This is a genomic window from Nitrobacter hamburgensis X14 (assembly GCF_000013885.1).
Lineage (GTDB): Bacteria > Pseudomonadota > Alphaproteobacteria > Rhizobiales > Xanthobacteraceae > Nitrobacter > Nitrobacter hamburgensis.
On record NC_007964.1, the window covers coordinates 590,517 to 603,200 of the forward strand.

The following is a 12,684-nucleotide window of genomic DNA, read 5'->3' on the forward strand; positions in this document are numbered from 1 at the left end:
CCCGTGATCGCCCGCTCACGGCGGCGTCCGAAATGGCGGAGCAGCCTCAGAGAAAGCTCTGGGGATCGACGTCGATCTCCAGCTTGAGATTGCCTTTGGTCTTCGGTCCTGCAGCGAGCCATTCGCGCAAATAGCCGGACAGATCGACGCCGCGCGCCGACTTCACCAGCAACCGGAAACGATAGCGGCCCTTGATCACAGCGAGCGGTGCCTCGGCCGGCCCGAGCACCTGAATGCGCTCGTCGATCGGCGCGATCGCCGCCAAGCGGCGGGCAAAACTCTCCGCGGTCGGGCGGTCGCCTGCGGAAATAATCAGGCTCGCCAGCCGGCCGAACGGCGGATAGCCCGAGCGCTCCCGCGCCTCGATCTCGCTGGCGTAGAACGCCTCGCGGTCGCTTGCGACCAGTGCCCTCATCACCGGATGTTCGGGCTGATGGGTTTGCAGATAGCCGACGCCGTGGCCCTGCTCGCGGCCGGTGCGGCCGATCACCTGGTTGAGCAGTTGGAAGGTCCGCTCCGCAGCGCGGGGATCGCCGTTGCCAAGGCCGAGGTCGGCGTCGATGACGCCGACAAGGTTGAGACGCGGAAAGTGATGGCCCTTGGCCACCAGTTGCGTGCCGATGATGATATCGACGCGGCCCTCCGCGATATCGTTCAGTTCCGAGCGCATGGTTTCGATCGAGGTCACCAGATCGCTCGACAGCACGAGGGTGCGGGCATCGGGAAAAAGCGCGGCAGCTTCTTCCTGCAAGCGCTCGACGCCGGGGCCGACCGCCACCAGCGTTTCTTCCGCCGCGCAATGCGGACATTGATGCGGGCGCGGCATCGAGAAGCCGCAGTGGTGGCATACCAGCCGCTGACGGAAGCGGTGATCGACCAGCCACGCATCGCAGATGGTGCAGGCGAAGCGATGCCCGCAGGCCCGGCACAAGGTCAGCGGCGCGTAGCCGCGACGGTTGAGAAACAGCAGCGCCTGCTCCCGCCGTTCGATAGCGGCGCGGACTTCCCCGGCGAGACGCGGAGAAATGAAGCGGCCGCGCGGCGGTCCCTCGCGGCGCAGATCGATCACCTCGATCTGCGGCATGTGCTGACCGCCGAACCGGGACGTCAGCGCGACGCGCTGGTAGCGTCCCTTGCGCGCATTGACCTCGCTCTCCACCGATGGGGTCGCCGACGCCAGCACGATCGGGATTTTCGCGATATGCGCGCGCACCACGGCCATGTCGCGGGCGTGATAGTGTGTGCCCTCGTCCTGTTTGTAAGCCTGGTCGTGCTCCTCATCGACAATGATCAGTCCGAGATCGGCGTAAGGAAGGAACAGCGCCGAGCGTGCGCCGACCACGACCTGCCCCTCGCCTGCCGCGATCGCGGCCCAGTTGCGCGCGCGGGTGCGCGGCGTCAGTTCGGAATGCCACTCCAGCGGCCGCTCGCCGAAGCGGGCGGCGAAGCGGTCGCGGAACTGCCCGGTCAGCACGATCTCCGGCATCAGGATCAGCGCCTGCTTGCCGCGGCGGATGGTTTCTGCGACCGCCTCAAAATAGACCTCGGTCTTGCCCGAGCCGGTGACGCCGTCGAGCAACGCGACGTGGAACGTGCCGTTCGACGCCAGCGCGCGCATGGCGTCCACGGCGGTCCGCTGTGATCGGGAAAAATCCGGCACGGCGAAATCCGGATCGGGCGGCGGTGGCGGCGGTGGACGCGGCATCGGCTCGACCGTCAACGTCCTCTCGTCGACGAGGCCGTCGACCACGCCGGCACTGACGCCGGCTTCTTTCGCCGCATCGGATTTTCCGTGCAGCAGACCATCGGACAACACCGCGATCAGCCGCTGTCGCGCCGGGGTCATGCGCTGCGGCGGCGCGCCGGTCAGCCGCACACCCGGCCGCACCCGCTCCGGTCCGAGTTGCTCGCCCATTCGCAGGCTCATGCGCATCACCATGCCGCGCGCCGACAGCGTGTAGTTGGCGACCCAGTCGACCAGCGTACGCAGTTCATCCTTAAGCGGCGGCAGGTCGAGCTTTTCGCCGATGTCTTTCAAGCGGTTGTGCAGGCGCGGATCGGGCGCCGGGTTCTCGGCCCAGACCACGGCGATCACCTCGCGGGGTCCGAGCGGTACTGTCACGAGGTCGCCGGGCGCAACCTCCATGCCGCGCGGCACGCGATAGGAATAGGCCTGATCGATCGCAACGGGAACCAGCACATCTACGACGCGTGTCGTCGATGACGGTGTTGAAGACGTGCCGTTGCGCGAAAAATGATCCATCCGGAGAATTCGGGCTCGAGTGGGAGTCGCCGTCGTAAAGTTAGCAAACGATAAACGAAAGCGGCGCGATATAATCGCCGGAATCGTCATGACGGTACGAAACATGGTCAAGCCCGCCCCGCAGCCGCTTCCCGATCTCGCCTGCGCGGCCCCGGATCTGGGGCAGCAAATGGTACGATGGCTGTCGCATCTGCGCGCCGAGCGCCGGCTGTCGCCCAAGACGTGCGAGGCCTATGCGCGGGACGCCCGGCAGTGCCTGATGTTTCTCAGCCAGCACTGGGGCGAGTTGGTGACGCTGAAACGCTTCGCCGCGCTTGAGGCGAGCGATGTCAGGGCCTTCATGGCCGCGCGCCGCGCCGATGATATCGGTGGCCGGTCGTTGATGCGGGCGCTGGCGGGCCTGCGCTCGTTCGCGCGATTTCTGGAACGGGAAGGGCTCGGCAAGGTCGGCGCACTTAGCGCGATCCGCGCGCCGAAGGTCGGCAAGAGCCTGCCGAAACCGATCCAGATGAGCGCGGCGAAGCGGTTCGCCGATGCATCCGAGCGGGCCGGCGAGGATCGCGAGCCATGGATCTGGGCGCGCGATGCGGCGGTGATGGCGCTCTTGTACGGGTCGGGCCTGCGCATTTCCGAAGCGCTCGGGCTGAAGCGGCGCGACGTGCCGCAGCCCGGCGCGGGCGACGTTCTGGTCGTCACCGGTAAGGGCAACAAGACGCGGATGGTGCCGGTGCTGCAGAATGTGCTGGCGCTGGTCCATGAGTATGTGGCGGTGTGTCCGCATTCACTGCCGCCGGAGGGGCCGATCTTCGTCGGCGCGCGGGGTGGACCGCTCAGCCCGCGTATCATCCAGCTTACCATGGCGCGGATGCGCGGCGCGCTCGGCCTGCCCGACAGTGCGACGCCGCACGCGTTGCGCCATTCATTTGCGACGCATCTCTTGAGCCGCGGCGGCGACCTGCGCGCGATCCAGGAACTGCTCGGCCACGCCTCGCTCTCGACCACCCAGATCTACACCGGCATCGACAGCGAGCGGCTGTTAGAAGTCTATAAGACTGCGCATCCGCGCGCCTGATGGCGGACCCGCAGCATCACATGTGGATGGCGCGTTTTCCGACGGCGAGGGCGGCTTCCTTGATGGCTTCCGATCGCGTCGGGTGAGCGTGGCAGGTGCGGGCGAGGTCTTCCGCCGAGCCGCCGAATTCCATCAGCACGCAGGCTTCGTGGATCATTTCGCCGGCCTCGCGGCCGATGATGTGAACGCCGAGCACGCGGTCGGTCTTGGCATCCGCCAGAATCTTCACAAAGCCGTCGGTGGTCTGGTTGACCTTGGAGCGGCCGTTGGCGGTGAACGGAAACTTGCCGACGGTGTAGGCCGTGCCCGCCTGCTTCAACTCCTCCTCGGTCTTGCCGACCGAGGAGACCTCGGGCGTGGTGTAGATCACGCCGGGGATCACATCGTAGTTCACATGGCCTGCCTGGCCGGCCAGGATTTCCGCGCAGGCCACGCCTTCGTCTTCGGCCTTGTGGGCGAGCATTGGTCCCGCGACCACGTCGCCGATGGCATAGACGCCCTTCACGTTGGTCGCGAAATGCGCGTCGATCTCGACGCGGCCGCGATCGTCGAGCGCAACACCCGCCTCCTTCAGGCCGAGACCGTCGGTGTAGGGGGTGCGACCGATCGCGACCAGCACCACGTCGGCCTCGATTGTCTCGGCCGCGCCGCCCGCGGCGGGCTCGACCTTTGCCGTCAGCGTCTTGCCTGATGTATCGACGCCTGTGACCTTGGCGCCGAGCTTGAATGCGAAGCCTTGCTTTTCAAGCATACGCTGGAATTGCTTCGCCACTTCGCCATCCATGCCGGGCAGGATGCGATCGAGGAATTCCACCACCGTGACCTGCGCACCGAGGCGGTGCCACACCGAGCCGAGTTCGAGGCCGATCACGCCGGCGCCGACGATCAAAAGTTTGCCCGGCACCTTGGCGAGCGATAGCGCTCCGGTCGAGGACACGATGCGCTTCTCGTCGATCTCGATGTCCTTGAGCTTCGCGACATCGGAGCCGGTGGCGATAACAATGTTTTTCGTTTCCAAGGTTTGCTTCTTGCCATCGTTACCGGTGACTTCGACCTTGCCTGCGCCAAGAATCCGGCCAGTGCCGCTGATGACGTCGATCTTATTCTTTTTCATTAAAAACTCGACGCCCTTGACGTTGCCGTCGATGCCCTGCTGCTTGAAATTCATCATCGCCGCGAGGTCCAGCCTCGGCGCGGAGACACCGATGCCCATCTTTGCGAACGAATGCCCGGCTTCCTCGAACATTTCGGAGGCGTGCAGCAGCGCCTTCGAAGGCATGCAGCCGACATTGAGGCAGGTGCCGCCCAGCGTCGGGTTTTTCTCGACCACCGCGACCTTCATGCCGAACTGCGCCGCGCGAATGGCGCAGACGTAACCTCCGGGGCCGGTGCCGATAACGATGAGGTCGTAAGTCGCCATGGTCTCAAATCTCGTGTTGTCGTCTGGTAGTTTGGCCATGTTATTGACCAAGACACTGACCTAACCGCTATTTCACTGGCTTGCTCTTGGGACAAGTAAAGAAGCATTTTTTGGAGCTACGGTCATGACTCTTTTTATATGGGTATCCAACAACTCAAGGCTCGCTGTTTTTGCCGCAACCTTCAACATCTGTACAATATTGTCATCGCTCTCGCTGTTCAGCAATCGGTCGTAAGCGCTCATCACTTCTGGGTCTTTCGCGAAGTAGATTGAAAATAACGACATTGCGGTGTTGAAACTTTTGACGTCGCTTTCGGTGGCGGGATATCCCTCCATCAACACATATCTTGATCCAAGAAGTTGATAGATAATTTCGACCCTCTTCTTTCGAATTTCGTCGTATTCGAGCGACACATTTGTAGATCGCTGAATCCGAAACATCGCCCATATGGTGATTAGGCCGCCGATAGCGCCTCCTAAAACTCCACTAAGAGCGCTGACTATTTGCTGTTCCATTTAGTTGCCCCCCAATACCAGCCGCGCCGGGTCTTCGAGCGGTTCCTTGACGCGCACGAGGAAGGTGACCGCCTCCTTGCCGTCGATGAGTTTCGTCCATGGTGCCGCCGCGCTGCGGTCAACACGAAGCTCGAACTGCCTGGTTTCAAGAGCGCCTCTCAACCCGTTTGGTCCGGTCCGGGGAGCAATTTTGCACGCTGGTCGAATAGCAATCCGCCGACTAGTCGGTTGACCTCGTCGGGGTCGGCTCCGTCGGTGATCAGCTTTCGCCTCAAAGAGTGCGCCTTGTCGAGGTTGCCGAGCTTTTTCTCGATCGCCGGTTGATGCTTTTCTTCAGCTTTCGCGTTTTCCGGATCGGCCTTCGCCCGTCGCCTCTGGTTGTCATGGTAGAACAGAGCTCGCGACAAGACCCAGTCCGCGGATTTCTTCGAGATGTTTTCGAAAGATCCCAGAACATCGAAGGGATTTTCATAGGCGATGCTTTTAATTTCCCCGCCGTATTCGGAGGCGTAAATATGTGCGGCGGATTGGCCATGCTCAAAGCTCAAACAAGCCAAATAAAACAACTCTAGAATTACTGCATTCAACTCCAAATCGATTGAGGTCAAATGACCAAACTCGGTGGTTTTGGTATCGGACTTCAGCAAGATTTGCGTCATGGGGTTCCCCCTTAGCTTGAACTACAGATCCAGCACCAGCCGCGCGGGGTCTTCGAGCGATTCCTTGACGCGCACGAGGAAGGTCACGGCGTCCTTGCCGTCGATGACGCGGTGGTCGTAGGACAGCGCCAGATACATCATCGGGCGGATTTCGACCTTGCCGGCGATCGCCATCGGCCGTTCCTGAATCTTGTGCATGCCCAGAATGCCGGCCTGCGGCGCGTTCAGGATCGGCGTCGACATCAGCGAGCCGTAGATGCCGCCGTTGGTGATGGTGAAGGTGCCGCCCTGCATCTCATCGATCTTGAGCTGACCGTCGCGGGCGCGGCGGCCATAGTCGGCGATGCTCTTCTCGATCTCGGCGATCGACTTGCGGTCGCAGTCGCGCACCACAGGCACGACGAGCCCCTTGTCGGTGCCTACCGCAATGCCGATGTGGTAGTAATTCTTGTAGATCAGGTCGGTGCCGTCGATTTCGGCGTTGGCGGCGGGAATGTCCTTCAGCGCCTGGACGCAGGCCTTGGTGAAGAAGCCCATGAAGCCGAGTTTGACGCCGTGCTTCTTCTCGAACACCTCCTTGTAGTGCGTGCGCAGCGTCATGACGCCGGTCATGTCGACCTCGTTGAAGGTCGTCAGCATCGCGGCGGTGTTCTGCACCTCCTTGAGGCGGCGCGCGATGGTCTGGCGCAGCCGCGTCATCTTCACGCGCTCCTCGCGCGCGGCGTCGTCGGCGGGCGAGGGCGCGCGCACCTGCACGGCGGCGGCCGGCTGGTTGACCGGGGTCGCCGTGGACGCGGCCTTCTCGATAGCGGCCAGCATGTCGCCCTTGGTGACGCGGCCGTCCTTGCCGGAGCCCGGCACGGTCGAGGCGTCGACGCCGCTCTCGGCGGAGAGTTTTCGCACCGAGGGCGCAAGCGGCGCGTCGGGGGGCGGCGATTTTTGCGCGGGGACAGGGGAAACCGCGGCAGCGGAAGCTGGAGCGGCGGCGGCAGGCTGCGCCGCCGGCGCGGTCGCCTTCACGGGTGCCGCGCCCTCGGAAATCTGACCGAGCAGCGCGCCGACGGCAACCGTCTCGCCGTCCTTGGCGACGATCTCACTGAGCGTGCCGGCGGAGGGCGCGGGCACTTCGATAGTCACCTTGTCGGTTTCGAGCTCGACGAGCGGCTCGTCGACCGCCACGGCGTCGCCGGCCTTCTTGAACCATTTCCCGATGGTCGCCTCGGTTACCGATTCGCCGAGCGTCGGAACGCGTATCTCAGTCATGATCCTCTTCCTTTTTCGTCATGGCCCGGACTTGTTCCGGCCATTCACGAATTCATTCGGTCATCGGAAAGACAAGACAGGGGTGCCCGGAACATCTGCGGGAAGACGCGCTTCGCGCAGCCGAGGTATGACGGTGCATCTCAGTCCAACGCTTCGTCAAGCAACGCCTTGAGTTGCGCAAGATGCTTCGACATCAACCCGGTCGCGGTGGCCGCGGCGGCGGCGCGGCCGGCATAACGCGGGCGCTTGTTGGGTGCGTCGATCTGGTTGAGAACCCATTCGAGATAGGGCTCGATGAAGTGCCACGCGCCCATGTTGCGTGGTTCTTCCTGGCACCAGACGATCTCGGCCTTGTTGAAGCGGCCGAGGACCTGCACCAGCGCCTTCAGCGGCACCGGATACAACTGCTCGATCCGCAACAGGTAGACATCGGCGATGTCGCGCTTCGCGCGCTCCTCGTAGAGGTCGTAGTAGACCTTGCCGGAGCACAGCACCACGCGGCGGATCTTCTCGTCCTCCACCAGCCTGATCTTCTGGTCCGGCAGTATTGTCGCGTCGTCGTAAAGGATACGGTGGAACGCGGTGTCGGCGCCGAGTTCGTCGAGACGCGATACCGCCCGCTTGTGACGTAGCAGCGACTTCGGCGTCATCATGATCAGGGGCTTGCGGATCTGGCGCTTCAACTGCCGGCGCAGCGCATGGAAATGGTTGGCCGGCGTGGAGATGTTGACCACCTGCATGTTGTCTTCCGCGCACATCTGCAGGAAGCGCTCCAGCCGCGCCGAGGAATGCTCCGGCCCCTGGCCCTCATAGCCGTGGGGCAGCATGCAGACGAGGCCCGACATGCGCAGCCACTTGCGCTCGCCGGAGGAGATGAACTGGTCGAACAACACCTGCGCGCCGTTGGCGAAGTCGCCGAACTGCGCCTCCCACAGCGTGAGCGTGTTGGGCTCCGCGAGCGAATAGCCGTATTCGAAGCCGAGCACCGCTTCTTCCGACAGCAGCGAGTTGATGACCTCGTAGCGGCCCTGATCCTTGCCGAGGTGGTTGAATGGCGTGTAGCGGCTCTCGTCTTCCTGGTCGAACAGCACCGAATGCCGCTGCGAGAAGGTGCCGCGCTCGCTGTCCTGGCCGGACAGCCGGACGTTGTGGCCCTCCAGCACCAGGGTGCAGAACGCCAGCGCCTCGGCCGTTGCCCAGTCGATGCCGACGCCGCGATCGATCGCCTTGGCGCGGTTATCGAGAAAGCGCTGCACCGTGCGATGCACGCGGAAACCGTCCGGCACCCGGGTTATGCTGCGGCCGATCTGCTTTAGCGTCGCGATGTCCACGCCGGTGACGCCACGGCGCGGCTCCTCGTCCTGATCGGCGAGCTTGAAGCCCGCCCACTTGCCGTCGAGCCAGTCGGCCTTGTTCGGCTTGTAGCCGGCGCCGGCCTCGAATTCGGCGTCGAGCCGTGCGCGCCAGTCGGCTTTCAGTTTTTCGATCTCGCCATCGGTTATGACACCTTCGGTGGACAGCCGCTTCGCGTACAGTTCGAGCGTCGAGGGGTGCGCCGCGATCTTCTTGTACATCATCGGGTTGGTGAACGACGGCTCGTCGCCTTCGTTGTGACCGTGACGGCGATAGCAGAACATGTCGATCACGACCGGCTTGTGGAACTTCTGCCGGAATTCGATCGCCACCTTGGCAGCGAATACCACGGCTTCCGGGTCGTCGCCGTTGACGTGGAAGATCGGCGCATCGATCATCTTCGCAAGGTCGGACGGATAGGGCGACGAGCGCGAGTAGCGCGGATAGGTGGTGAAGCCGATCTGGTTGTTGACGATGAAGTGGATCGAGCCGCCGGTGCGGTAACCCTTGAGGTCCGACAGCGCGAAGCATTCCGCCACCACGCCTTGCCCCGCGAAGGCGGCGTCGCCGTGCATCAGCAACGGCAGCACCGAGTCGCGCTGGTCGGGCGGATCGCCGTGCTGGTCCTGCTTGGCGCGCACCTTGCCGAGCACCACCGGATCGACGATTTCGAGGTGCGAGGGGTTGGCGGTCAGCGACAGGTGGATCCGGTTGTTGTCGAACTCGCGGTCCGACGACGCGCCAAGATGATACTTGACGTCGCCCGAGCCCTCGACCACGTCGGGATTGGCCGAGCCGCCCTTGAATTCGTGGAACAGCGCGCGATGCGGCTTGCCCATCACCTGCGTCAGCACGTTCAGCCGCCCGCGGTGCGGCATGCCGATCACGATTTCCTTGACGCCGAGGTTGCCGCCCCGCTTGATGATCTGCTCCAGCGCCGGAATCAGCGATTCGCCGCCGTCGAGACCGAAGCGCTTGGTGCCGGTGAACTTGACGTCGCAGAACTTCTCGAAGCCTTCCGCCTCGACGAGCTTCTTCAGGATGGCGCGACGGCCCTCCGGCGTGAAGCTGATCTCCTTGTCCGGCCCCTCGATGCGCTCCTGTATCCAGCCTTTCTGCGCGCCGTTCGAAATGTGCATGAACTCGACGCCGAGCGTCTGGCAGTAGGTCCGCTCGCAGATCGCAACGATCTCGCGCAGCGTGCCGTATTCGAGGCCGAGGACGTGGTCGAGAAAGATCTTGCGATCCATGTCGGCATCGGTGAAGCCGTAGGCGCGCGGGTCGAGTTCTTCATGATCGCGCGCAGGTTCGAGACCGAGCGGGTCGAGCCTGGCATGGAAATGCCCGCGCATGCGATAGGCGCGGATCAGCATCAGCGCGCGAACCGAATCGCGAGTGGCCTGGTTGACATCGACGCCGGCCAGCGCCGAATCCCTCGCTTGCGCCTCCCCCTGCGCCTTAGCCTGCAGCTTGGCGCCGACGGCCTTCTCGATCTGCGTCCAGTTGCCGTCGAGCGCGGAGATAAGGTCGTCCTGCGGCGCCAGCGGCCAATTCGCCTTCTCCCAGGACGGGCCTTTTGCGTTCTTCCGGACGTCGTCGGGAGCGTCCTTCAGGCTTTTGAAGAACTCCTGCCATTCGGCATCGACCGAGCCGGGGTCTTTCTCGTAGCGGGCGTAGAGACCGTCGATATAAGTGGCGTTCGCGCCCTGCAAGAACGAGGAAAGGGCAAATGCTGCATTCGCGTTCTGGCGAGACATATCGCGTCCTGACGAATTTTGGCCTTGCGCGTGACAGACGGCGCGTTCGCCGATTCCGAGCCGGGATCAGCGCGAATTCGAACTTTTTACCTTATTTGGGGCGAAACTTCGCGCCGAAAAGACCCAAAGTTTGAATCAGGACTTCAATTTTTCGACAAGAGTCTTTCCGAGCCGCGCCGGGGACGGCGAGACGGTGATGCCGGCCGCTTCCATGGCTGCGGTCTTGGATGCGGCATCGCCTTTGCCGCCGGAAATGATCGCGCCGGCATGGCCCATGCGGCGGCCGGGAGGCGCGGTGACGCCGGCGATAAAGCCGACCACAGGTTTGCTGCGACCGCGCCTGGCCTCGTCGATCAGGAACTGGGCGGCGTCTTCCTCGGCCGAACCGCCGATCTCGCCGATCATCACGATCGAGTTGGTCTTCGGGTCGGCCAGGAACATTTCCAGAATATCGATGAACTCGGTGCCCTTGACGGGGTCGCCGCCGATGCCGACCGCCGTGGTCTGACCGAGGCCTTCCTGGCTGGTCTGGAACACCGCCTCGTAGGTCAGCGTGCCCGAGCGGGAGACGATGCCGACATTGCCCGGCTTGAAGATGTTCGCGGGCATGATACCGATCTTGCATTCGCCGGCCGTCACGACGCCCGGACAATTCGGTCCGATGAGCCGCGATTTCGATCCCGACAGCGCACGCCTGACCCGCACCATGTCCAGCACCGGAATGCCTTCGGTGATGCAGACGATCAGCGGGATCTCGGCGTCGATCGCCTCGCAGATCGCGTCTGCGGCGCCCGGCGGCGGTACGTAGATGACGCTGGCGTCGGCGCCGGTCGCCTCGCGCGCGTCCCGGACGGTGTCGAACACCGGCAGGTCGAGGTGCTTGTTGCCGCCCTTGCCCGGCGAGGTGCCGCCGACCATCTTGGTGCCGTAGGCGATGGCGGCCTCGGAGTGAAACGTGCCGTTCTTGCCGGTAAAGCCCTGGCAGATGACCCTGGTGTTCCTGTCGATCAGAATGGACATGCTGGGATTGCTTTCACGAAACGGTCTTTAGAGGACTTGCGGAGCGGATTTGACGTTCATCGGCTCGCCGGTTCCTTGGCTGGCGAGTGCCGCCTGCGGTGTTCTTCAAGCGGCGGCGGCGCGGCGAGATGATCCGCGGACATCGGCCTAGCCCTTCACCGCCTTGACGATCTTCTGTGCCGCGTCGTCGAGATCGTCGGCGGGCAGCACGTTGAGGCCGGATTCGCGGATGATCTTTTTGCCGGCATCGACGTTGGTGCCTTCGAGGCGAACCACCAGCGGGACATTGAGGCCGACCTGCTTCACCGCGGCGACGACACCCTCGGCAATGACGTCGCATTTCATGATGCCGCCGAAAATGTTGACCAGGATGCCTTTCACGTTCGGATCGGCGGTGATGATCTTGAAGGCGGCAGCGACCTTGTCCTTGGTGGCGCCGCCGCCGACATCGAGAAAGTTCGCAGGGCTCATGCCGTAGAGCTTGATGATGTCCATGGTCGCCATGGCGAGGCCGGCGCCGTTGACCATGCAGCCGATCTGGCCGTCGAGCGCGACGTAGCTCAGATCAAACCTCGACGCCTCGATTTCCTTGGCGTCCTCCTCGCTCTCGTCGCGCAGCGCCACCGCGTCGGGATGGCGGTATAGCGCGTTGTCGTCGAACGACACCTTGGCGTCGAGCACGCGCAGTTCGCCCTGCCTGGTGACGACCAGCGGATTGATCTCCAGCAACGCCATGTCCTTGGCGATGAAGGCGTTGTAGAGTTGCGCGACCAGCTTCTCCGCCTGCTTGCCGAGATCGCCGCGCAGTCCCAGTGCCTTGGCGACGGTGCGGCCGTGGTGGCTCATCACGCCGGTGGCGGGATCGACCGAGAAGCTCACGATTTTCTCAGGGCTGGTGTGGGCGACGTCCTCGATGTTCACCCCGCCCTCGGTGGAGACCACGAACGCGACCCTTGAGGTTTCGCGGTCGACCAGCGCCGAGAGATAGAACTCCTTGTCGATGTCGGAGCCTTCCTCGATATAGAGGCGGTTGACCTGCTTGCCGGCGGGTCCGGTCTGCACCGTCACCAGCGTCGCACCGAGCATCTGGCTGGCGAACTGCTTCACCTCGTCGATCGATTTGGCGAGGCGGACGCCGCCCTTGTCGCCGGCGGAGGCTTCCTTGAACTTGCCCTTGCCGCGGCCGCCGGCGTGGATCTGGCTTTTCACCACCCAGACCGGACCGCCCAGCGTTTCCGCCGCGGCCTCGGCTTCCGATGCCTTCAGCACCGGCACCCCGCGCGAGACCGGCACGCCGAATTCGCGCAGCAACGCCTTGGCCTGATATTCGTGGATGTTCATCTGGATGCCCCTTATGGCGT

General features: G+C 63.6%; 10 protein-coding genes. 1 reads left to right on the plus strand and 9 read right to left on the minus strand.

The window, feature by feature from the left end; genetic code table 11:
* Positions 1 to 46: 46 nt before the first annotated feature.
* Positions 47 to 2,263 carry a primosomal protein N' gene (locus NHAM_RS02785; protein ID WP_011509129.1) on the minus strand — a complete coding sequence of 739 codons (2,217 nt, stop codon included), beginning with the start codon at positions 2,261 to 2,263 and terminating at the stop codon, positions 47 to 49.
* Between the two features lie 103 nt (positions 2,264 to 2,366).
* Between NHAM_RS02785 and NHAM_RS02790 the strand changes: the two genes are divergently transcribed.
* Positions 2,367 to 3,335 (plus strand): tyrosine recombinase XerC, encoded by a 969-nt coding sequence (locus NHAM_RS02790; protein WP_041358649.1) that lies wholly within the window; start codon positions 2,367 to 2,369, stop codon positions 3,333 to 3,335.
* A gap of 16 nt (positions 3,336 to 3,351) precedes the next feature.
* On the opposite strand, the gene lpdA is transcribed toward NHAM_RS02790, so the two are convergent.
* The 8 genes from lpdA to sucC all read right to left on the minus strand — a co-directional run bounded on the left by lpdA (position 3,352) and on the right by sucC (position 12,664).
* Positions 3,352 to 4,755 carry a dihydrolipoyl dehydrogenase gene (gene lpdA / locus NHAM_RS02795; protein ID WP_041357632.1) on the minus strand — a complete coding sequence of 468 codons (1,404 nt, stop codon included), beginning with the start codon at positions 4,753 to 4,755 and terminating at the stop codon, positions 3,352 to 3,354.
* 72 nt (positions 4,756 to 4,827) lie between these two features.
* A complete protein-coding gene (locus NHAM_RS02800) occupies positions 4,828 to 5,271 on the minus strand; it encodes a hypothetical protein (RefSeq protein ID WP_011509132.1) in 444 nt (147 codons plus the stop codon).
* Complete coding sequence (locus NHAM_RS26360; RefSeq protein ID WP_011509133.1) at positions 5,272 to 5,433, minus strand: hypothetical protein; 162 nt, start codon at positions 5,431 to 5,433, stop codon at positions 5,272 to 5,274.
* The gene (locus NHAM_RS02805; protein ID WP_011509134.1) at positions 5,430 to 5,930 is read right to left on the minus strand and encodes a hypothetical protein; all 501 of its coding nucleotides are present in this window, start codon (positions 5,928 to 5,930) and stop codon (positions 5,430 to 5,432) included. The genes NHAM_RS26360 and NHAM_RS02805 overlap by 4 nt, the downstream gene beginning before the upstream one ends.
* A 21-nt stretch (positions 5,931 to 5,951) precedes the next feature.
* Entirely contained in the window at positions 5,952 to 7,193 is a 1,242-nt protein-coding gene (odhB, locus tag NHAM_RS02810) for a 2-oxoglutarate dehydrogenase complex dihydrolipoyllysine-residue succinyltransferase (RefSeq protein ID WP_011509135.1), read from the minus strand.
* Positions 7,194 to 7,333: 140 nt separating this feature from the next.
* Positions 7,334 to 10,303, minus strand: coding sequence for a 2-oxoglutarate dehydrogenase E1 component (locus NHAM_RS02815; protein ID WP_011509136.1), 2,970 nt, complete (start codon positions 10,301 to 10,303; stop codon positions 7,334 to 7,336).
* Positions 10,304 to 10,438: 135 nt separating this feature from the next.
* Positions 10,439 to 11,323 carry a succinate--CoA ligase subunit alpha gene (gene sucD, locus NHAM_RS02820; RefSeq protein WP_011509137.1) on the minus strand — a complete coding sequence of 295 codons (885 nt, stop codon included), beginning with the start codon at positions 11,321 to 11,323 and terminating at the stop codon, positions 10,439 to 10,441.
* Between the two features lie 147 nt (positions 11,324 to 11,470).
* Entirely contained in the window at positions 11,471 to 12,664 is a 1,194-nt protein-coding gene (gene sucC / locus NHAM_RS02825) for an ADP-forming succinate--CoA ligase subunit beta (protein ID WP_011509138.1), read from the minus strand.
* Positions 12,665 to 12,684 lie beyond the last annotated feature (20 nt).

Coding starts and splice junctions, on each gene's coding strand:
- NHAM_RS02785 (WP_011509129.1), bottom strand. CDS start 2,263: ATGGATCATTTTTCGCGCAACGGCACGTCTTCAACACCGTCATCGACG.
- NHAM_RS02790 (WP_041358649.1), top strand. CDS start 2,367: ATGGTCAAGCCCGCCCCGCAGCCGCTTCCCGATCTCGCCTGCGCGGCC.
- lpdA (WP_041357632.1), bottom strand. CDS start 4,755: ATGGCGACTTACGACCTCATCGTTATCGGCACCGGCCCCGGAGGTTAC.
- NHAM_RS02800 (WP_011509132.1), bottom strand. CDS start 5,271: ATGGAACAGCAAATAGTCAGCGCTCTTAGTGGAGTTTTAGGAGGCGCT.
- NHAM_RS02805 (WP_011509134.1), bottom strand. CDS start 5,930: ATGACGCAAATCTTGCTGAAGTCCGATACCAAAACCACCGAGTTTGGT.
- odhB (WP_011509135.1), bottom strand. CDS start 7,193: ATGACTGAGATACGCGTTCCGACGCTCGGCGAATCGGTAACCGAGGCG.
- NHAM_RS02815 (WP_011509136.1), bottom strand. CDS start 10,303: ATGTCTCGCCAGAACGCGAATGCAGCATTTGCCCTTTCCTCGTTCTTG.
- sucD (WP_011509137.1), bottom strand. CDS start 11,323: ATGTCCATTCTGATCGACAGGAACACCAGGGTCATCTGCCAGGGCTTT.
- sucC (WP_011509138.1), bottom strand. CDS start 12,664: ATGAACATCCACGAATATCAGGCCAAGGCGTTGCTGCGCGAATTCGGC.